We start from the raw sequence: 21,040 nt of genomic DNA, 5'->3' as shown, positions 1-21,040 counted from the left end.
CGTTCGTCAAGTATGGACCGTCAAGGCGTCGCAGGCTTGGGCGGCGCAATTGTGGTCTCCGCCTTCAGCATGCGCTCCAGCGTCTCCAGCCGGTCGGCCTCACGTGGCGGCTTGTCCCAGCGCAGCCGGCTGATGCGGGGAAACCGCATTGCGACCCCCGACTTGTGCCGGGGCGAGCGCGCCAGCCCTTCAAAGGCAACTTCCAGCACCAGCCCCTTGTCAGGTTCGTGGGTGACGTGGCGGACCGGGCCGAACTTTTCGGTGGTGTTGCGGCGGACGAAGCGGTCGATTTGCAACAGCTCCTCGTCGGTGAAGCCGAAATACGCTTTGCCGACCGGTACCAGCTGTTCGCCGCTATCGCCTGCGGTCCAGACGCCGAAGGTGTAATCCGAATAATAGGACGAGCGTTTGCCGTGGCCGCGCTGTGCATACATCAGCACCGCGTCGATGATGTGCGGATCGCGCTTCCATTTCCACCACTGGCCTTTCGGCCGTCCCGGCAGATAGGCGGAATCGCGCCGCTTCAGCATCACGCCTTCGACGGCATCGGCATCTTCGCCGGCTCCTGCCCCGGCGGGATCAGCGCGTGCCGCGGTGAGGGCGTCCCAGGTTGCGAACGGGATCTGGTCGGACAGATCGATCCGCTCATCGTTGAGCTCCGCGATGAACATCTCAAGCTTCGCACGCCGCTGCTCGAAGGTCAGCTCGCGCAGATCGGTCTCGCCGTCGCTCAACAGATCATAGGCGCGCAGATGAATGGGATATTCCTTCATCAGCTTCGGCGTCACGCTTTTCCGGTTCAGGCGTTGTTGCAGCACGTTGAACGACTGCACGCGGCCCTCGCGCAGCACCAGCAACTCGCCATCGATGGCACCGGACAAACGCAGCGATGGCGTCAGGTCCGGAAAGCTTCCGGTGATGTCCTCGCCGGTGCGCGAATAGAGCCGCGTGACGATCTTGCCGTCATCGCCCTTGCCACTGACCGCCTGAACCCGGATGCCATCCCATTTCCATTCCGCAACGAAGTCGGAGGCGTCGAGATTGGCGAAGTCGGATTCTTCGATGGCGTGCGCCAGCATCACCGGGCGGAACGGCGCCGGATCGCGATTGACCGGCTTCTCGGCGCGGCCTTCGAGCCATGCGAACAGCTCGCCATAGGGCGGCGCGAGGCCGGGCCAGATCAGCTCGACGTCATGCGGGTCCTTGTCGCCAAGCGCCGCGGCGGCGGTCTTGGCCAGCCGCGCCGAAACGCCGATCCGCATCGCACCGGTGACAAGTTTCAGCAGCGCCCAGCGCCCGGTCTCGTCGAGTTCATCCAGCCAGCGGGTGAGTTGTGCGGGTAGCTCGGATTTGCCGAGCGTGCGGAGGGTGGTGATCACTTCGGTGAGCGTCGGCGGGGGCGGATTGTTATGGGCGATGTCCGGAGACTTCGGCCACATCAGCGCGACCGTTTCCGAGAGATCGCCGACATAATCGTATGAAAGCTCAAACAGCACCGGGTCGGTGCGCGATGCGATGAGGTCGCGGATCAATCCAGCTTTCGCATGCTTGAACGACAGCGCACCTGTCAGTGCCGCCAGCGCGTAGCCACGGTCGGGATCTGGCACTTCGCGAAAATAGCCCGTGATCAGCCGTAGCTTGTTGTTGCGGCCGGGCTCATAGGCCAGGCGATCGAGTAGTTCGGCAAAGCGGTTCATGCGTCTGCGCTTTTGCCGGGTGGAAGTGTCTCTTCTTCCTCCTCGTCACCATAGCCGACCAGCGCAAGAGGCCGTGCGGTCAGGCCTTGGCTCTGGCACCAATGCACCAGCGCGTCTTCCTGGCCATGGGTGACCCAGATTTCGCCGGCGCCGGTCGTGCTGATGGTGGCGCATAATCCATCCCAGTCCGCGTGATCCGAAATCACCAGTGGCAGCTCGACGCCGCGTTGCCGCGCACGGGCGCGCACGCGCATCCAGCCGGACGCGAAGGCGGTGACTGGATCAGGAAAACGCCGCGTCCACACATCCGATGTGGCTGATGGCGGCGCCAGCGTGATGGTGCCGGCGAGATCGGCTTTCCTGACACCCTTCACCGGGCGTAATTCGCCAAGATCGATGCCGCGGCTCTGATAGTAGTGCGTGATCTTCTCCATCGCGCCATGCAGATAGATCGGCGCATCATAGCCGGCCTGACGGATCAGCTTGATGACCCGCTGCGCCTTTCCCAGCGAATAGGCGCCGACCAGATGCGCGCGCTCCGGAAACAGCGCGACCGAGGCCAGCAGCTTCTTCACTTCGTCGGCGGCATCGCCATGGCGGAACACCGGAAGCCCGAACGTCGCTTCGGTGATGAACACGTCGCAGGGCACGACCTCGAACGGCGTGCAAGTTGGATCATGGGCGTCCTTGTAGTCGCCGGAGGCGACGATGCAGATGTTCTTGCAGGTCACAGCCATCTGCGCCGATCCCAACACATGCCCGGCGGGGTGGCAGGAGACCATGACGTCGCCGAGTTTGATTGTCTCGCCATAGGCAATGGCTTGCGTGCTGCCGGCGAAATTGTCGCCATAGCGCAGCCGCATCATGTCGAGGGTCTCTTGCGTCGCTAGCACCGCGCCATGGCCGGGGCGGGCATGGTCGGAATGGCCGTGGGTGATCACGGCGCGCTCGACCGGTCTGACCGGGTCGATATGGAAGCCGCCCGGTTTGCAGCAAAGGCCGGCCGGAACCGGGATAAGGATGTCTTGCGGACGCATCTCGGTTATATAGGTCCGCCTTGGGTTGGTTCGAGTCATCCTGCGAACGCCCCGCCCTCCGATCGGTTCCCACCATGCCCGCGCGCTTGTTCATGTCATCCGGCGATATGAACGCCGACCGGCGTTTCGACTATGCGCGCGACCTGCAGGTACAGGGCGATCTGGTGGCGGCGGCCGATCTGTTCGAACAGGCCACTGATCTGGCGCCGGGCTTTGCCACCGCATGGTTCGTGCTCGGGGAGGTCCGGGAGCAGCTGGGTGACACCGCCGCCGCCATCGCCGCGTTTCGCCGCGCGCAGGCCAGCGATCCCGGTGATCGCAACGGTGCTGGTCTGCGGTTGATGCGGCTCGGCGCTGACGATCTCTCGGCCATGCCGGCGACCTATGTGACGGCGCTGTTCGATCAATACGCGCCCAAGTTCGACGCCGCTCTGGTCGATACGCTCGGTTATCGCGGACCAGCGGTCCTGTTGGGCGCCGTGCATGCCGCATGCGCTGCGACGGATAGGGCGATGCTCTTCCCCCGCGCCATCGATCTCGGTTGTGGCACCGGGCTGGCGGCCGGCGCTTTTGCCGCCTGCACCGGCGCCGTCATCGGCATCGACCTGTCGCCGCGCATGATCGAGCGCGCTCATGCCACCGGGCTTTATGCCGAGCTTGAAGTGGCCGAGATCGTCGAGGGTTTGTGCCGCCGGTCAGATAGCAGTGTCGAGCTGGTCATCGCAGCCGACGTGCTGATCTATCTGCACGACCTTGCGCCGGTTTTGCGAGAAGCTACGCGCGTGCTGGTTCCAGACGGGCTGCTCGCCTTTACGGCCGAGACCCATGACGGCGACGGTGTCGCTCTCGGCGCGGGCTTGCGTTATGCGCAGAGCGAAGATCATCTGCGTGGCCTGATCGCAGCTGCCGGCCTGGCGCTCATTCATCTTGAGCACGTTTCGTCTCGCACGGAACGCGGCGTTGCCGCACCAGGACTGGTGGCCGTCGCGATCAAGCTTCGGCTTTAACGCCGTCGGGGTCAGCCAGGGCAAGTTTGCTGGTGCAATCCAGAAATCGAAGCCAAAAGACGGTCGCTTCGTTGCAAGGGCTCCTTGCAATGACGGCCGGGCAATAACGTCTGTGAGCGCCAGGCGTCCTACTAAATAAAAACCCCGGCCGCGAGGCCGGGGTTTTGCCTATCGGAGATGTCGCTGTGATCAGTACCTCGCCACAACCGGCGAGTTGAAGTGATAGTTCAGGCCGGTGCGGAAGATGTGTTCGGTGACGTTGGTCGTGACGGTCGTGGTGTTGACGGTGTTCGAGGCCGTGCCGAGATCGACATAAAGATATTCGGTCTTGGAGGTCCAGTTCGGTCCGAACAGGCCGAGCAGCCGGAACGGGGTTTCGATACCCGCGCCTGCGGTCCAGCCGCTCTTGGTGGTCGACACATTGAACACCTGGATGCCGTCTTCGCTGATCTTGGTCTTTACGCCGCCGTAAGCGTAACCGCCGGTGGCATAGAACAGGGTCGATCCCACGGAGTAGCCGAGGCGGCCGCGAACGGTGCCGAACCAGGGCAGCTTGGCGTCATAGGCGAGGCTGCCGAAGTCGATTACGGTCTTGTTGTCGCGCTGGCTGGAGGCCTGGATGTCGGCTTCCAGACCGTAGACCCAGTTCGCGGCTTGCCAGTTATAACCAAGCTGCAAGCCGCCGTTGATGCCGTCGGGAGCGAGGTTGAAGATCAGGCTCGTGGCCGGGTCGCCAGGCAGATCACCTGGTTTGGAGATGCTGCTGCGATCGCGGCCGGTGCCGGAACCGACGTTGCCGCCGAGATACCAGCCGGTCCAGTCCGCTGCGACGACCGGCGTGTAAACGGCGCTGCCGCCGACGCGGTAGTTCAGGCCGACGCGAAAGATGTTTTCGCGCACTTCGGTGTTGAGCGTCTGGGGGCCGAACGCGTAGCTGTTGTTGCCCATATTCAGGTAAAGATACTCGATCTTTCCCGTCCAGTTGCCGCCCAGCGACGCTTCGACGCCGCTGCCGACGGTCCAGCCGTTCTGGATTTTGTTGGTCGAGAAGACGGTCCCGGCATTGTCGAAAGCGATGCTGGTCTTGACGTTGCCGTAGGCGTAACCGCCGGTGACGTAGCCGAGCACGGGGCCGGTGGCGAGGCCGATGCGGCCGCGAACCGTGCCGAACCAGTCGATCTTCTGGTTGTAGGTGGTCGACACGAACGGGCTGCCCAGATTGGTGCGGTCATCGCTCAGGCCGGCGCCCTGGATGTCGGCTTCGAGGCCGTAGACCACCGGGCCGAGCGTGGAGCCGGTCTGCCAGTTGTAGCCGACCTGACCGCCGCCGAGCGCGCCTTGCGGTGACAGGTAGGTCGATTCGGTGCCCAGAAATCCGTCGTTGTGGATGGCGCGATCCCGGCCTAGCCCGATGCCGGCGTTGACGCCCAGATAGAAGCCGGTCCAGTCATAAACGGCGACTACCGGCGCTTTGTAGTACGGCGCCTTCGCGGCCATGTCGGCGGCTTGTGCACCGGCGGTCAGGGACAACAGCGCGGCGGTCGTGAGGCAGAGGCTTTTCATGAAGGGGATCCAGTTCAGATTTCTGGTCGAATTATGAAGCGGTAACTAGATGCTGTCTGTAGCCGCGCGACGCAAAAATTGCGGTACCTAGATATTGCCTCCCTTGTGGTTAATTTTCCCGAAACAGCATTGTTCGAAGACACAAACAAAAACCCCGGCCGCGAGGCCGGGGTTTTCGATTTTAGCGGATGTCGCCGTGATCAGTACTTGGCAACGACCGGGCTGTTGAAGTGATAGTTCAGGCCGGTGCGGAAGATGTGTTCGGTGACCTTGCTGCTGGAGGTGAGTGTAGTAGCGCCAGCGCCAGCGAGGACGACAGGGAACGAACCTGACGTTGAGCCGAGATCCACGTAGAGATATTCGGTCTTCGAGGTCCAGTTCGGTCCGAAGAGGCCGAGCAGCTTGAAGGGGGTCTCGATGCCGGCACCTGCAGTCCAGCCGCTCTTGGTGGTCGAGAAGTTGGCGAGCTCGACACCAGCAGAGCTGATCTTGGTCTTCACGCCGCCATAAGCATAACCACCAGTGACGTAGAACAGGCTCGAACCAACCGAGTAGCCGAGACGGCCGCGAACTGTGCCGAACCAGGGCAGCTTCTGATCGTAAGCGGCGGTGCCGAGAACAACCACAGTCTTGTTGTCGCGCTGGCTGGACGCCTGGATATCGGTCTCGAGACCGTACACCCAGTTGGCAGCCTGCCAATTGTAGCCGATCTGACCACCACCATTGATGCCATCCGGGTTCAGGCTGAACTGTTCCGGAATGAAGCCCGGTGCGCCGAGGGTGGTCGAGTTGCGGCCGGTACCGGAACCGACGTTGCCGCCGAGATACCAGCCGGTCCAGTTGGCCGCGGCCACCGGGGTGTAAACGCTATTGCCGCCGATGCGGTAGTTCAGACCGACACGGAAGAGGTTTTCACGCAGTTCGTTGTTGGTGAACTGGCCAGCGAACGGCGCACCGAAGGCGTTCGTCTTGTTGCCGAGGTTCAGATAGAGATATTCGATCTTGCCGGTCCAGTTGCCGCCGAGCGCTGCTTCGACGCCGCTGCCGATGGTCCAGCCCGTTGCAGTGCGGTTCTCCGAGAACGCCGTCACGCCGCCTTCGGTGATCGTGCTCTTGATGTTGCCGTAAGCAAAACCGCCGGTGAAGTAGCTGAGAACCGGACCGGTCGCGAGGCCGACGCGACCGCGCACGGTGCCGAACCAATCCGACTTCTGACCGTAAGTCACGCCCGGGGACACGCTGGCACCACCGCCCGAGAGGCCTGCGCCCTGGATGTCGGCTTCGAGGCCGTAAACGATCGGGCCGAGCAGCGAGTCGCCCTGCCAGTTGTAGCCGATCTGGCCGCCGCCGAAGCCGCCCTGCGGCGAGATGTACAGCGAGTCGTTGTTGAGGTTGTGGGTGGTGCGGTCGCGGCCGATGCCGACACCGGCGTTCACGCCGATGTAGAAGCCGGTCCAGTTGTAGACCGAGACGAGCGGTGCCTTGTAATAAGGGGCCTTGACGGCCATGTCGGCGGCCTGCGCGCTGACGGCGGTGCCGATGATCGCGGCGCTGGCAAGAAGAATACGTTTCATGGTCGACCCCAATTCAGATTTGAACCGTTAGAATAGGGGAGTCGGGTCATATTGGCTGTATCCGGACGGCCACACTGTCCGACATTGCAACCGCAGGGCTCCGGTCAGAAAAAGCCGGTTAAATAAGCGTTTAGATACCCGTGGCGCAGTGCGTATTTCGTCACGTTTGGGTGCGCCGAGGCCCTGTCGATATCCCAACCCACGGAAAACATGACGCAACCTGCGAGGGATTGCCAACCCTGCCGCGCCCGCAGAGGATGAGGGCAAGCCCGCAAAGCCGCGATCAACGCTGCGGCGGGTCACAAAAACACGCCCGCACAAGCGGGTCTCAGGGAGAAAACACTAGATGCCTTCGCGCCACAGGTCCGTCTTCAGGACCGCAACACTCGCTGCAGTTGTCTCCATACTGGCCCATTCGGCCTTTGCGGCGGACAAGAAATACGATCCGGGCGCCAGCGATACCGAGATCAAGCTCGGCCAGACCATCCCCTATAGCGGCGCCGGTTCCCTGTACGGCGTGATTGGTCGCACCCAGGCCGCCTATTTCCAGATGCTGAACGAAAAGGGCGGCATCAACGGCCGCAAGATCAATTTCATGTCGCTGGACGATGCCTACAGTGCACCGAAGGCCGTTGAGGCCACCCGCCGGCTGGCGGAACAGGACGAGGTGCTGGCGCTGTTCGGCTCGCTGGGCACCGCGCCGCAATCGGCGGTGCAGAAGTTTCTCAACAGCAAGAAGATCCCGCAGCTCCTGCTGAACACCGGCGCATCGCGCTGGAACAACCCGAAAGAGTTCAAGTGGACCACGCCGGGCCTGCCGATCTATTCGACCGAGGGGCGGATCATCGCGCGCTACCTGATGCAGGCCAGGCCGAATGCCAAGGTCGCGATCCTTTACCAGAACGACGAGTTCGGAAAGGACTTCATGAATTCGTTCAAGGAGATTCTGGCCGAAGCGGGCGGCTCCGCGAAGGTGATCGCCGAGGCGTCCTATGACCTCACCGATCCGACCATCGATTCCCAGCTGATCAATCTCGCCAAATCCGGTGCGGATACGTTCTTCAATATCTCCACCGGCAAGGCGACGTCGCAATCGATCCGTAAGGTCGCGGAGCTCGGCTGGAAGCCGCTGCACCTCCTGGTGTCGACCTCGAGCGGCCGCTCGATCATCAACGCCGCCGGCGCCGAGAATGCCAAGGGCATCGTGGCGATGACCTACACCAAGGAAGTCGGCAGTGAGAAGTGGAAGGACGATCCGGACGTGATCGCCTTCCAGGAGCTGCGCAAGAAGTATCTGCCGAATGTCGACCCCGACAACACCATCGCATTCCAGGGCTATTCGCAGGGCGTAACCATGGCGGAGATCCTGCGCCGCTGCGGCGACGATCTCACCCGCGAGAACGTGCTCAAGCACGCCACCAATCTGGAAGGCTATCGCGCGCCGGTGTTCCTGCCGGGGATCACCTATGGCTTCACGCCGACCGACTACACCACCATCAAGGCGCTCTATGTCGGCACCTTCAACGGCACCGATTGGGATTTGTCGGACAAACCCGTCAGCCAGTAAGCGCGTATTCTAGAAGTAACGACCATCCCCGGTGATAGGCCGGGGATGGAGACGACCAATCGGACTCGCAAAGAGCCGGATCAAAAATCATCAGGGAGAAAACGCTATGAACAAGGGACTATTTGCGTCTGCGGCGCGGGTCGCCGTCGTCGTGTTGCCACTGACTGTGACGGCCGCTGTCGCCGCCGACAAGAAATATGATCCGGGCGCCAGCGACACTGAAATCAAGATTGGACAAACCATTCCGCATAGCGGACCCGGCTCGCTGTATGGCGTGCTCGGCCGCGTCGGCGAAGCCTATTTCCAGAGCTTGAACGAGAAGGGCGGCATCAACGGCCGCAAGATCAAGTTCCTCACGATGGACGACTCCTACAGCGCACCGAAGGCTGTCGAGGCGACGCGTCGCCTCGTCGAGCAAGATGAAGTGCTCGCACTCTATGGCTCGCTCGGCACAGCGCCGCAGACCGCCGTGCACAAATATCTCAATTCCAAGGGCGTGCCGCAGCTGCTGCTCAACACCGGCGCGTCGAAGTGGAACGATCCGAAGAACAACAAATGGACCATGGCCGGCCTGCCGCTCTATCCGACCGAGGCGCGTATTCTCGCCAAGTACGTCGTCAGCATGAATCCGAATGCGAAAGTCGGCATCCTCTATCAGAACGATGATTTCGGCCGGGATTTCCTGGGGCCGTTCAAGGATGAACTCGCGAAAGCCGGCGGCACCGCGAAGGTGATCGCCGAGGTGACCTATGATCTCACCGATCCCACGATCGACTCGCAGCTGATCAATCTCGCCAAATCCGGTGCCGATGTTTTCTATAACATCACCACCGGCAAGGCGACGTCGCAGTCGATTCGCAAGGTGGTCGAACTCGGCTGGAAACCGCTGCAGTTGTTGTCGGCGGGCTCCACCGGCCGATCGATCCTGGAAGCGGCTGGATTGGAAAATGCCAAGGGCATCGTCTCGATTGCTTATGGCAAGGATATCGGCTCGCCGCTTTACGCCAAGGATCCGGATATCGTCGCGTTCGAAGCGCTACGCGCGAAATATCTGCCCACGGTGTCTGCCGATAATTCGATCGCCTTCTTCGGTTACGGCCAGGCCGTGTCCATGGCCGAAATCCTGCGCCGCTGCGGCGACGAGCTCACCCATGAGAACGTGCTGAAACAGGCCATCGGCCTGAACGGCTTCCGCGCTCCGCAAATGCTGCCGGGGGTGAGTTACAGCTATACCAATGACGCCTATGTTCCGATGGCGACGCTCTATACCCAGAGGTTCGACGGCAAGGACTGGATCATCTCCGACAAGTCGGTGACGCAATAAGACCACAGGTCTCTCCACGTCATTGCGAGTCCCGGCGAAATTGGCGCAGCCAATTTCGTTCGGGCGAAGCAATCCAGTCTTCCCTTGCTGTTTTCTGGATTGCTTCGTCGCAAGGGCTTAGGGGAAAGTTGCACGGCAACTTTCCTTGCCCTCGCAATGACGGCTGAGAGTGCCTAGTTCTAATGCGTGCCGCCCCGTAAATCCGTCGCCAAACCCGACCTGTTGCCCGATCATTTCCTGCGCTGGTTCGCCACGCGCGGCTGGTCGCCGCGTGCGCATCAGCTGGCGCTGCTCGAAAAGGCGCGCGACGATCGCTCGGCGCTGCTGATCGCACCGACCGGCGCGGGCAAGACACTGGCTGGGTTTCTTCCGACGCTGGTGGAATTGAGCAGAAGCATGAGCGACGCGCGGTCTGCTCCCTCCCCCCTTGCGGGGGAGGGCCGGGGAGGGGGGTCCACAAGCGAGGTCGGAGTTCGTGGCACCCCCACCCCCGACCCCTCCCCGCAAGGGGGAGGGGAGCAGAAGGCACAGCGCGCGATTACACTCGTTTCCACCGGCCGCACCGTTCAGCGCACCGGTGGCCTGCACACGCTCTACATTTCTCCACTCAAAGCCCTCGCCGTCGACATCGCGCGTAATCTGGAAACACCGATCGCGGAGATGCAGCTGCCGATCAAGGTCGAGACCCGCACCGGCGACACGCCGGTGTCGCGCCGGGCGCGGCAGCGGCGCTATCCGCCGGATATTCTGCTAACCACGCCGGAACAGCTGGCCTTGCTGTTGTCGTCCGACGACGCGCCGTTTCTGTTCTCGTCACTCAAGCGCATCGTGCTCGACGAGTTGCATGCGCTGGTGACGTCGAAGCGTGGTGATCTGCTGTCGCTCGGCCTTGCGCGGCTGTGGAAACTTGCGCCCGACATGCGGGCCATCGGCCTGTCGGCGACGGTCGCCGAGCCTGAATCGCTGGCACGCTTTCTGGTGCCGCAGGCCGTTGGTGAAAGCGTCTCTGCCGATATCGTCATCGCCGGTGGGGCCGCCGAGCCGGTGGTCGAGATGCTCGACACCAAGGAACGTCTGCCCTGGGCCGGGCATTCGGCGCGCCACGCGCTCGGCGAGATCTACGATCTCATCAAGGCCAACAAGACGACGCTGGTCTTCGTCAACACCCGCAGCCAGGCCGAGATGCTGTTCCAGGATCTCTGGCGCATGAATGACGACGGTCTTGCTATAGCGCTGCATCACGGCTCCCTCGACGTCGCGCAACGCCGCAAGGTCGAGGACGCGATGTCGGTCGGCAAACTACGAGGTGTGGTCTGTACCTCGTCGCTCGATCTCGGCGTCGATTGGGGCGATGTCGATCTCGTCGTCAATGTCGGCGCGCCGAAGGGCGCCTCGCGGCTGATGCAGCGGATCGGCCGCGCCAATCACCGCATCGATGAAGCTTCGCGCGCCGTGCTGGTGCCGGCCAATCGTTTTGAGGTGCTGGAATGTCGCGTCGCCATCGATGCTGTTGCCGAGAATGCACAGGACACGCCGCCGCTGCGGACTGGCTCGCTCGATGTACTGGCGCAGCACGTGCTCGGCTGTGGCTGCGGGGCACCGTTTCGCGCGGACGATCTCTATGACGAAGTGCGCTCGGCGGCGCCTTATGCCGAACTGTCGCGTATCGATTTCGACGATACCGTGGAGTTCGTGGCGTCCGGCGGCTATGCGCTGAAAATCTACGAGCGCTTCGCCCGCATCAAGCAGGACGCCTCCGGGAGATGGCGCGTCACCAATCCCAAGGTGCGCCAGATGTATCGCATGAATGTCGGCACCATCGTCGAGGATACGATGCTGAAGGTGCGGCTGGTGCGCGGAGGCAGCGGAAAAGGCAAAAAGGGTGTCACTGGTGCGTTGGCGCGTGGGGGACGCATGCTCGGCCAGATCGAGGAGTATTTCATCGAAGGCCTGGTCGTCGGCGATACCTTTGTCTTTGGCGGGGAAGTCGTGCGCTATGAATCCCTGGTCGAGGATCAGGTCTATGTGTCGCGCGCTAATGACAAGGACGCGAAAGTGCCGTCCTATATGGGCGGCAAGTTTCCGCTCTCGACCTATCTCGCCGAACGCGTGCGCAAGCTGCTGGATGATAAACGCGCCTGGAAAGGCCTGCCCGACCAGGTGCGCGAATGGTTGTCGCTGCAGGCCCATGTCTCGCATGTGCCCGGCACGCGCGAATTGATGGTCGAGACGTTTCCGCGCGCCGACAAACATTACCTCGTCTGCTATCCGTTCGAGGGCCGCCTCGCGCATCAGACATTGGGCATGCTGCTGACGCGCCGTCTTGAACGCGCCCGCGCACGGCCGCTCGGCTTCGTCGCCAATGAATATGCGCTGGCGATATGGGGCCTTGGCGACACGTCGCATATGATCCGCCAAGGAAGGCTCGATCTCGCCGCTCTGTTCGATCCCGATATGCTCGGCGACGATCTCGAAGCCTGGCTCGCGGAATCGGCGTTGATGAAGCGGACGTTCCGCACCTGCGCGGTGATCTCGGGGCTGATCCATACGCGCTTCACCGGCGAGGAGAAGTCGCGCCGTCAGGTGCTGTTCTCCACGGACCTGATCTACGACGTGCTGCGCAAGCATCAGCCCGATCATGTGCTGTTGCGCGCCGCGCGGGCCGACGCCGCGACGGGATTGCTGGACATTCGGCGATTGAGCGACATGCTGACGCGCATCCAGGGCCGTATCGTTCACCGGGAACTCGACCGCGTGTCGCCGCTTGCGGTGCCGGTGATGCTGGAAATCGGCCGTGAAGCCGTATACGGCGAAGCTTCGGACGAGCTCCTGGCGGAAGCTGCCGAGGAACTCGTGAGGGAAGCCGCGGGATTCGAAGAGACGGGATCGTAGGACGGGTTTTGCGAATCTCGCATCCGTTCTAAAAGACATCATGCGCGTTGAGACCCATACAATCGACATGAGCACCGTCAGCATCGCCGGCGTCACGCTGGCTGCGGATCTGTCGGGTGCTTTGTATTGGGAAGAGCAGAAACTTCTCGTGGTGTCCGATCTGCATCTCGAAAAGGGATCCAGCTATGCCAATCGCGGCGTGCTGCTCCCGCCCTACGATACGATCGCGACACTCGGCCGCCTTGGTGCGGTGATCGCGCGTCACGATCCGCGCACGGTGATCGCGCTCGGCGACAGTTTCCACGATCGCGATGCCCATGAGAGGTTGTCACGGGCCAATCGCGACCTGCTGACCGCATTGCAGATGCGCCGTGACTGGATCTGGATCTCAGGCAATCACGATCCTGCATTGCCGCCGGATCTCGGCGGCACCGTCGCTGAAGAAGTCGCCATCGGCCCGATCACCTTCCGTCATGAGCCGACTGGTGCTGCCGGAGAGATTGCCGGTCACCTGCATCCAAAGGCGCGCGTCAGCACGCGCGGTCGCGCGGTCGAACGGCGTTGCTTTGCGAGCGACGGCACCCGCGCGGTGATGCCGGCCTTCGGCGCCTATACCGGCGGGCTCAACATCCGCGATGCGGCATTTGCGCGAATCTTCCAGACTCTCGGCTTCGTCGCTCACGTGCTCGGCGACCGGCGCATGCACGCCATCGCCGCATCGCGCTGCTGTTAGCGAACACGCGATGCGTGTCGATGCAGTCGCCTAGCCGTCTGTGTCGAGGTGAACGGGTGTGATCTCCGAGATGGTGGACTCCTTCGCCGGGCGATCATTGACGAGATGGTCAATGAGATCCTCCGTCGTCGAGCGACGGGTCAGCATCAGGCACGTCGCATCGTCGGCGCGTGTTGCGTGCCAAACGCCGGCGCGCATGCAGATTCCGACGCCGGGAGACAAGCGATACGCTCGGAGGGTCGACAAATCCGGCCGCTGGTTTACGTCACTCAAGCAAAGGACCTGAACGATCTCTTTCGTGAGAGGCACGACGGCCTGCTGGGTCATGTGATGGACCTCGAGCTTTGAGACAAGCGGATTGTTGTCACGGTATTCCACCCACAAGACCTCGGTGTCGCCTCCCGTGCCGGGATCAAAGAAGTGTTCGTGCTAGAAATCGCTCGCCGGGCTTCGAAAACCGACCGCGTCTTTTTTGAGCGGATCGGTTTTGCCGAGCACCCATCCGAAGGGCTCGAACGAAGTGGGACTCAGAGCCTCGACAGTAACAGCGTTGGATGCCGGCATGGAGGGCTCCTTAGGCTCGTGTCTGAAGCATGGCTTCCATGGCCTTGCAAACCGACGAGTATTTAAAAGAAAGAGCGGCCTTACGCCGCCTTCGCCTGCACCGTATCGCAGAACTCGGCGAGGTGGTCGGCAAGCCGCAGCGTTGCCGGGCTCGCATCGGGGGCGGCCATCAGCGTCACTTCAGTCTGGTCGATCGGCGCGAAGCCTTCTTTCGCCGTCAAGATGCGATGGTCGGCCTGGATAGCCATGTCGGACAGGATACTGAGGCCAAGTCCGGCGGCGACCGCGGCCTGGATCCCGGCGAGGCCGGAGCTCGTATAGGCCATGTGCCAACTGCGGCCTGCCGCCTCGATGGCATGGATCGCGCGGGTCCGGTAAAGGCAGCCGGCGGGAAAGCCAATCAACGGGACCGACCGGATGGCGGGGTCGATCGGATGCGCCTTGCTCGTGACCCAATGGATCCGCTCGGGCCACACTGCGATGCCACCTTTCTCGCCAGCGGCGCGCTTGAACAGTGCCAGGTCGAGTTCGCCGCGTTCGAGATCGCGGCGCAAATACGTGCTCTGGTCGGCGCGCACGTCGAGCCGCAAGCCGGGCCGCGACCGCGAAAAATTCGCCAGTAATTCGGTCAGACGATAGGCCGCGAAATCCTCGGGGATGCCGAGCCTGACAGCGCCTTCATTGGTCGGCCGCGCCAGTACGTCGCGGGCTTCCTCTGCCAGCGCCAGCAGCCGGCGCGCATAGGACAACAGCCGCTCGCCGGCTTCGGTCGGCGTCACGTCCTTGCCGCTGCGGTTCAGCAGCGGCTGGCCGATATCCTCTTCCAGCCGCTTGATCTGCTGGCTGACGGTGGATTGGGTGCGGTGAACGCGCTCGCCGGCGCGGGTAAAGCCGCGAGCATCGACCACCGAGACGAAGCTGCGCAGGAGTTCGAGATCCAGCATCGGCCGTCCATTCGTTTTTCAACTGATAACAAGTATATCATTTAATTTCCAAATGGGAAGGCGGGCGCATAGACCAGCGGAAAAGGAGATTTCCGATGTCCCTCGCGCCGTCAGTCGCGGTTCCCCGTGCCGCCTTCAATCCGCTGCCGATCTATATCGGCATCTTCTGTCTGCTTTGGAGTTTCTCCTTTGTCGCTGGGAAGATCGCTGTCACCGATTGCCCGCCACTCATTTTGCTCGCCGCGCGGTTCTCGCTCGCTGGTGTTCTGATCCTTGGCATTTCCGCCCTGCGCCGCGGTGCCTGGTCGCTGTCCTGGCGCGATGTCGCGGCTTACGCCGTCATCGGCCTGGCCAATAACGCGCTGTATCTCGGCCTCGGCTATACCGGCCTGCAAACCATCTCCGCCGGTCTCGGCGGTCTGGTCGTCAGCGCAAACCCGGTGTTTACGGCTGTGTTCGCAGCGCTGTTGCTGAAGGAGCCGCTCACCGGACGCAAGGTCGCCGGGCTCTTGCTTGGCATCGCCGGCGTCGCCTCGATCGTCTGGCACCGCATATCGGTGGGCACCGACAGCGCGCACGGCATTGTATTCACGCTGGCATCGCTCGCGTCCATCGTGACCGGGACGATCCTGTTCAAGCTGCTGGCTCCGAAGGGCAGCCTGTGGCTCGGCAATGGCGTGCAGAATCTGGTGGCCGGCGTGGTGCTGATCCCGGTGGCGCTCACGTTTTCCGATATTGGCGCGATCGTGCCGAGTGCGCGATTGATCGGTTCGTTTGCATTCCTGACATTGGGCGGTTCTATCCTCGGTTATCTGCTGTGGTTCCACCTCCTGAAGACCTGCGGCGCCACCGCTGCCAGCGCCTATCACTTCCTGATGCCGCCCCTCGGCATGCTGTTCGCCTGGATAGTGCTCGGCGAGCATGTCGAAAGTCGTGATCTCCTGGGGATCGTCCCGGTCGCCCTCGGTATCTATCTCGTCACCAGACCGGCCGCTTCACCAGCACCCCTGCGACAGGAGTAGCTCATGTCTCTCACCATCACTCTGATTGGCGGACCCACCGCGCTGATTGAATTCGACGGCTTCCGGCTGCTCACCGATCCGACTTTCGATCATCCGGGCGCTTACAAGCTGCCGCATGTCACGCTGGAAAAACTCGTCGGTCCCGCGATCTCCGCCGCGCAAGTCGGCGCGGTTGACGCGGTGCTGCTCAGTCACGATCAGCACTCCGACAACCTTGATAATTCCGGGCGCGATTTCCTGCGCCACGCGCCGCGCGTGCTGACAACCATTGCGGGCGCCAGGCGCCTCGGTGGGGATGTCAAAGGTCTCGCGCCATGGGACAGCACCGAGCTTACAGGCAAGGATGGTCGATCGCTGACGATCACCGCGACGCCCGCGCGTCATGGCCCGGCCGGAATCGAGCCGCTGTCAGGCGATGTCATCGGATTCGTGCTGAGCTCGAATGCGCCGGGGAGCAGGCCGATCTACATTACAGGCGACACTGTCTGGTTCGATGGCGTCGCCGAGGTCGCGCGGCGTTTTCCAGCCGGCGTGGTGTTGCCCTTTGCCGGCGCGGCGCAAACCCGCGGGCCATTCCACCTCACCATGGACACCAACGACACGATCGAGACGGCGCGCGCGTTTCCCGATGCGACGATTGTGCCGGTCCACACCGATGGATGGGCGCATTTCAAACAGACCGCCGGCGACCTGCGCGCATCCTTCGATACGCTCGGCTTCGGTGCCCGTCTGCGTATCCTCGAGCCGGGTGTGCGGACCTTCATCTAGCCCATTGCCAGTTCCTGACTCGGAACGTTAGCTGCGACGGCACGTTGCCGAGCGGTGAGATGGCAGGGATCAGATGTCGGACCAGTCCAGCGAGAAGCCTGATGATCAGGAGGCAGAGGCTACTGGTCCGAAAGGCTTTCTGAAACGGCTTGGCCCTGGTCTGATCACCGGCGCCTCCGACGACGATCCTTCCGGCATCGGCACCTATAGCCAAGCCGGGGCACAACTTGGTTACGGCATCGGCTGGACCATGCTGCTGACCTTTCCGCTGATGGTCGCGATTCAGGAAATTTCCGGACGCGTTGGCCGCGTCACAGGCCGTGGCATTTCAGGCAATGTCTGCCGGCATTATCCGGAATCGCTGCTTCATCTCATCGTGTCGCTGCTCTTCATCACCAACACCGTCAACATCGCAGCCGATCTCGGCGCCATGGCCGACGCCACCAAGCTGCTCGTTGGAGGTCACGGCATCGTCTATGTCGTTCTGTTCGGCGTGCTCTCGGTGGGCGCGCAAATCTTCTTCGACTACAAGCGCTATGTTTCTGTGCTGAAGTGGCTGACGCTCTGCCTGTTCTCCTATGTCGCCGCGCTTGCGGTGGTGAAGGTCGACTGGAGCGCGGCTCTCACAGGCATCCTGCTGCCACAAATCACCTGGAGCGGCTCGTATCTCACCACCATAGTCGCCATTCTCGGGACGACGATTTCGCCATATCTGTTCTTCTGGCAGGCCTCGCAGGAGGCGGAGGACGAACGTATCGATCCCGCCAAGGCTCCGTTGCTCGAGAGGCCGATTGGTGCGGCGATGGAGTTTTCGCGCATTCGCGCCGACACGATCGTCGGCATGGCATTTTCGAACCTGATCGCGGTGTCGATCATCATCACGGCTGCGGCTACGCTCAATGCCTCCGGCAAGACGGATATCGAGAGTTCGGCGCAGGCGGCTGAAGCCTTGCGTCCGATCGCCGGAGTATTCGCGGAGTGGATCTTTGCGCTCGGCATTGTCGGCACGGGTCTGTTGGCGATTCCGGTGCTTGCGGGCTCGACTGCCTATGCCGTGGGCGAGGGCCAGCGTTGGCTGGTCGGTCTTGATCGTAAACCGCGCGAGGCTGTGGCGTTCTACTCGGTGCTGGCTCTGTCCGCCGTGATCGGGATCGCGCTGAATTTCACCTCGATCAACCCGATCTCGGCGCTGTACTGGAGCGCCGTCATCAACGGCGTTCTGGCAGTGCCGGTGATGGTGCTGCTGATGGTGATGTCACGCCGCAAGGATGTGATGGGTGATTTTGTGATCAAGGGGCCGTTGCACTGGCTCGGTTGGTTGTCGACTGCAGCAATGGCCATCAGTGTGGTGGCGATGGTCGCCGGAATCTTTCTTTAATCCCGCCTGAACACAATCGACGCGGCCCAGCCGGACATCAGTGCCATCGCGGCGGTGAGCAGCCCGTAGATGAAACCGTGATTGCGCGCGGCATTGGCGACGAACTGCTCGAAGCCGACCTTGACGATGTCGAAGGCCGTCTCCGCTTTCGAGATCAGCGCACCGTCGGCGAACAGTTTGATCTCGACATCGTAGGTTCCGATGGGGACTTCGGCGGGCAGGGGAATACTGGTTCGGAACAGCGTCGGTGTCAGGAATGTCACCGCTGAGGTCTCCTCACGATACAGTCCGTGTTCCTTGCGCAGTCGCACAAAGGCGCTCCGGAACGGGTCAGTGGCGACAACGTCGGCATAGTCGGTGCCGACGCGCTGAGTCAGCAGGACGTTGTTGATTCCGAGCTGCTGGCGGCGCTGTACGTCGGCAGGCGCGATGGCGTCCATAGGACGGTTGGAAAACACAGCGAGATAGGACGGCACCTGCAGAAACTGGCGCGAATCCGTGTTGATCCAGATGCCGAAGCGACGTTCCTTGCGCCGGGTCATGAGGTCGGTGCGCGGCCCGTTGACGGTGACGACGAGATTGTAGTTGTTGCGGCCGGGCGGTGTCTTGTCGTCTTTCTCGACAGCGCCGAACAGCACCAGTTCCTCGCCGGCATAATTCGGCGTCACGGTCACACGATGGTTCGACACCGAGACAATCAGTTGTTCGGCGCGGGCCGGAGCGAGCATTCCGATGCCGAGTGCGGCGATGATCGGGAGCGCGCGTATCATGGAGCGACGCCTCCGGTCTCGCGGATCGTGAACAGATCTGCGGGGCGAACGACCAGTTCCACGGCGAAGCGGACGCCGACCGCCAGGATCAGCAGGCCCAGCAGCAGGCGCAAATGCTCGCCGCGAATCTTTTGCCCGGCGCGGGCGCCGAATTGTGCGCCGGTGACGCCGCCGACCATCAGGATGAGGGCCAGCACCGCATCGACCAGATGATTGGTGACGGCGTGCAGCAATGTCGCGATCATCATGGTGACCAGCGTCAGCACCATGGATGTGCCGATGACCGTCGAAGTTGGAATACGCAGCCAGTAGATCAGGATCGGGATCAGGATAAAGCTGCCGCCGATGCCCATCACGGCGCCGATGAAGCCGATCAGGAGGCCGACGGCGATCACCGGGATCACCGAGAGATAGATCTTGGAGCGCTTGAACCGCATTTTGAGCGGCAGGCCGTGAACCCAGCTATGGCTGCCGGACCGGCGCAAGTTCACGGGATCACCGCGCCGTATGCGCAGCAGCGCGCGCAGGCCCTCCCAGAACATCAAGCTGCCGACGGCGGTGAGCAGGATCACATAGGACAGCGAGATGGTGAGGTCGAGCTGGCCGAGATTGCGCAGCTGCGTGAAGGCCCACACCCCGAGCGCCGTGCCGACCACACCGCCGGTCAGAAGCACACTCGCAAGCGCGGGATCGATGGCGCGGCGCCGCCAATAGGACAACGCACCGGAGAAAGACGAGGCTGCAATGTGGCTTGCCACCGAGGCGACCGAGACTGCAGGTGCGATGCCGACGAAAATCAGCAGCGGTGTCATCAGGAATCCGCCGCCGATCCCGAACATGCCGGAGACGAAGCCGACTGCAGCGCCCATCGCCAGGATGAGCAACACATTGATCGGAATGTCGGCGATCGGGAGATACAGCTGCACGCGCGTTCGCTTCGGAATTCTGGCCCTGAGTTGGGCCGAAACCGCTCATGGCGTGGTTCTGGAGGCGGCGCGGATTGCGAGCCGCGTCCTCGTCTTAGACGATATCGTCCGTTGATGGGATTAAAGAATTCGGTAAAGGCGCGGTTTTCCGCCTCTACCGATGATGCACCTTTCAAGGTGGTAAATTTTGTTGGGCCAGGCGCAGGCCCGGGGGTATCACGACTTCCTGGCCGGATCGGTGACGAGGTTCATGGCGGCGGCCTCGCTGGTGCCGAGCCAGCGGATTTTCTCGGTGGCTGACATGGCTTCCACGACCGACGAGGCCACGCCCATCTTGGTCATGTAGCTGAGCACATAGCCCATGGTGCGCTGCGCGGACGCAACAGGATCTGCCCCCGGCTTGGGCGACACGAAGCGGTGAACGCCCAGCCGCGAGCCTTCCACGCCGATGCGGGCCTTGCCGCCGGCATAGGTCATCACGCAGGCGCTGGCGCAGTAGGACGGTTTGATGCGGCCCGCCGAATCCACCGTGCCCACCGCCGTAGTCAGCCCGCGCGCACGGATGATCTCGCCCATGATGATGGCCTGGCCGACATTTCCACCCGGAGACGACAGCAGCACGGTATCGCCGGGCGCGAGTTTGGCTTCATCGAGCTTTTCGCGAAACCAGCTCGCAGTGGCCGGGCCGATTTCACCCGTGATCGCCAGCGCCGGACGGCCACGGCCCGAATTGCCCGGATCAAGACTTGCGACCTCCGAAGACGCCATGCTCGGCGAGATATAGAGGTCTTTCCAATAGGCCCAGGCCTCCGGTTTGGAGAGCTCCTGATAGGCCTGCGTGCCGATGCCGCCGAATATCACGACCGCGAATGCGACCGAGGGCCAGTTGAACCATTTGCTGCGCGGTGCCTCGGGCGGCGGGGGCTGCGATGGGGCAGGCGGCTCGGCGGGACGTGCGGCCCAGGGGTTGACCGTAGGGATCCCTGATGGGCGTTCCGCGTCCCCCGATGTGTCGTCGTTCCGAAAAGACAAATCCATTTCCTCGTGGTTCAGTCCGGCTCGGCGCGCACTTCACCGTGTCGAGTCTGCTGAAGGTTTGTTGAGGAAATAAGACCGCCGGTTCGATCCGGCGGTCCAGAAATCTGGCCTAGGGCCAATCGACATTGAGGATTCCCAAGAGGTCTAATCGCTGATTCATAGGGTTCCGTGATTTGGACGGAGCATGTGATGGCGACGAAGCGCTACGAATTGAACGAGGCGCAGTGGTTGAAGAT

General features: G+C 62.4%; 18 protein-coding genes. 8 read left to right on the top strand and 10 right to left on the bottom strand.

Annotated elements, in window-relative coordinates:
- Positions 1-20: 20 nt before the first annotated feature.
- A complete protein-coding gene (locus tag A4A58_RS25560) occupies positions 21-1,697 on the bottom strand; it encodes a cisplatin damage response ATP-dependent DNA ligase (RefSeq protein ID WP_068737532.1) in 1,677 nt (558 codons plus the stop codon).
- Entirely contained in the window at positions 1,694-2,734 is a 1,041-nt protein-coding gene (locus tag A4A58_RS25555) for a ligase-associated DNA damage response exonuclease (RefSeq protein ID WP_068737530.1), read from the bottom strand. The genes A4A58_RS25560 and A4A58_RS25555 overlap by 4 nt, the downstream gene beginning before the upstream one ends.
- Before the next feature lie 74 nt (positions 2,735-2,808).
- Here A4A58_RS25555 and A4A58_RS25550 point away from each other — a divergent pair, with 74 nt between their 5' ends.
- Entirely contained in the window at positions 2,809-3,741 is a 933-nt protein-coding gene (locus A4A58_RS25550; RefSeq protein ID WP_068737528.1) for a class I SAM-dependent DNA methyltransferase, read from the top strand.
- A gap of 189 nt (positions 3,742-3,930) precedes the next feature.
- Here the strand turns inward: A4A58_RS25550 and A4A58_RS25545 are convergent, their stop codons facing one another.
- Positions 3,931-5,304: an outer membrane protein gene (locus tag A4A58_RS25545; protein WP_068737526.1), complete on the bottom strand. Its 1,374-nt coding sequence runs from the start codon at positions 5,302-5,304 to the stop codon at positions 3,931-3,933.
- 200 nt (positions 5,305-5,504) lie between these two features.
- Positions 5,505-6,878, bottom strand: a complete 1,374-nt coding sequence (locus A4A58_RS25540; RefSeq protein WP_068737524.1) for an outer membrane protein — start codon at positions 6,876-6,878, stop codon at positions 5,505-5,507.
- A 346-nt stretch (positions 6,879-7,224) separates the two neighbouring features.
- Here A4A58_RS25540 and A4A58_RS25535 point away from each other — a divergent pair, with 346 nt between their 5' ends.
- The 4 genes from A4A58_RS25535 to pdeM all read left to right on the top strand — a co-directional run bounded on the left by A4A58_RS25535 (position 7,225) and on the right by pdeM (position 13,394).
- Positions 7,225-8,445 carry an ABC transporter substrate-binding protein gene (locus tag A4A58_RS25535; RefSeq protein WP_068737522.1) on the top strand — a complete coding sequence of 407 codons (1,221 nt, stop codon included), beginning with the start codon at positions 7,225-7,227 and terminating at the stop codon, positions 8,443-8,445.
- Between the two features lie 106 nt (positions 8,446-8,551).
- Complete coding sequence (locus A4A58_RS25530) at positions 8,552-9,769, top strand: ABC transporter substrate-binding protein (protein ID WP_081422065.1); 1,218 nt, start codon at positions 8,552-8,554, stop codon at positions 9,767-9,769.
- A 186-nt stretch (positions 9,770-9,955) separates the two neighbouring features.
- Positions 9,956-12,661 (top strand): ligase-associated DNA damage response DEXH box helicase, encoded by a 2,706-nt coding sequence (locus tag A4A58_RS25525; protein ID WP_068737520.1) that lies wholly within the window; start codon positions 9,956-9,958, stop codon positions 12,659-12,661.
- Positions 12,662-12,701: 40 nt separating this feature from the next.
- Positions 12,702-13,394 carry a ligase-associated DNA damage response endonuclease PdeM gene (gene pdeM / locus A4A58_RS25520; protein ID WP_068737518.1) on the top strand — a complete coding sequence of 231 codons (693 nt, stop codon included), beginning with the start codon at positions 12,702-12,704 and terminating at the stop codon, positions 13,392-13,394.
- A gap of 30 nt (positions 13,395-13,424) precedes the next feature.
- On the opposite strand, the gene A4A58_RS31295 is transcribed toward pdeM, so the two are convergent.
- The 3 genes from A4A58_RS31295 to A4A58_RS25510 all read right to left on the bottom strand — a co-directional run bounded on the left by A4A58_RS31295 (position 13,425) and on the right by A4A58_RS25510 (position 14,902).
- A complete protein-coding gene (locus tag A4A58_RS31295) occupies positions 13,425-13,772 on the bottom strand; it encodes an ureidoglycolate lyase (RefSeq protein WP_283804911.1) in 348 nt (115 codons plus the stop codon).
- 51 nt (positions 13,773-13,823) lie between these two features.
- Positions 13,824-13,958, bottom strand: coding sequence for a hypothetical protein (locus A4A58_RS31710; RefSeq protein WP_283804910.1), 135 nt, complete (start codon positions 13,956-13,958; stop codon positions 13,824-13,826).
- A gap of 80 nt (positions 13,959-14,038) precedes the next feature.
- The gene (locus A4A58_RS25510) at positions 14,039-14,902 is read right to left on the bottom strand and encodes a LysR substrate-binding domain-containing protein (protein WP_068737516.1); all 864 of its coding nucleotides are present in this window, start codon (positions 14,900-14,902) and stop codon (positions 14,039-14,041) included.
- A 95-nt stretch (positions 14,903-14,997) separates the two neighbouring features.
- Here A4A58_RS25510 and A4A58_RS25505 point away from each other — a divergent pair, with 95 nt between their 5' ends.
- The 3 genes from A4A58_RS25505 (at position 14,998) to A4A58_RS25495 (ending at position 18,070) form a co-directional block, all read left to right on the top strand.
- Positions 14,998-15,924 carry a DMT family transporter gene (locus tag A4A58_RS25505; RefSeq protein WP_068737514.1) on the top strand — a complete coding sequence of 309 codons (927 nt, stop codon included), beginning with the start codon at positions 14,998-15,000 and terminating at the stop codon, positions 15,922-15,924.
- 3 nt (positions 15,925-15,927) lie between these two features.
- Positions 15,928-16,692, top strand: a complete 765-nt coding sequence (locus tag A4A58_RS25500) for an MBL fold metallo-hydrolase (RefSeq protein WP_068737513.1) — start codon at positions 15,928-15,930, stop codon at positions 16,690-16,692.
- 73 nt (positions 16,693-16,765) lie between these two features.
- Positions 16,766-18,070: an NRAMP family divalent metal transporter gene (locus A4A58_RS25495; RefSeq protein ID WP_068737510.1), complete on the top strand. Its 1,305-nt coding sequence runs from the start codon at positions 16,766-16,768 to the stop codon at positions 18,068-18,070.
- On the opposite strand, the gene A4A58_RS25490 is transcribed toward A4A58_RS25495, so the two are convergent.
- From A4A58_RS25490 to A4A58_RS25480, 3 genes are all read right to left on the bottom strand, one after another.
- Positions 18,067-18,840, bottom strand: coding sequence for a TIGR02186 family protein (locus A4A58_RS25490; protein WP_068737508.1), 774 nt, complete (start codon positions 18,838-18,840; stop codon positions 18,067-18,069). The two genes, A4A58_RS25495 and A4A58_RS25490, sit on opposite strands and share 4 nt — an antisense overlap.
- On the bottom strand, positions 18,837-19,766 hold the full coding sequence (locus A4A58_RS25485; protein ID WP_068737506.1) for a sulfite exporter TauE/SafE family protein: 930 nt from the start codon (positions 19,764-19,766) through the stop codon (positions 18,837-18,839). Before A4A58_RS25485 ends, A4A58_RS25490 begins: the two co-directional genes overlap by 4 nt.
- A gap of 216 nt (positions 19,767-19,982) precedes the next feature.
- Positions 19,983-20,804: a hypothetical protein gene (locus A4A58_RS25480; RefSeq protein WP_068737504.1), complete on the bottom strand. Its 822-nt coding sequence runs from the start codon at positions 20,802-20,804 to the stop codon at positions 19,983-19,985.
- Positions 20,805-21,040: the final 236 nt, after the last annotated feature.

The organism is Tardiphaga robiniae, from assembly GCF_001618955.1.
Taxonomy (GTDB): domain Bacteria; phylum Pseudomonadota; class Alphaproteobacteria; order Rhizobiales; family Xanthobacteraceae; genus Tardiphaga; species Tardiphaga robiniae_A.
Note: the sequence above shows the minus strand (reverse complement) of the source record. Positions and strands in the feature narration are given on the sequence as shown.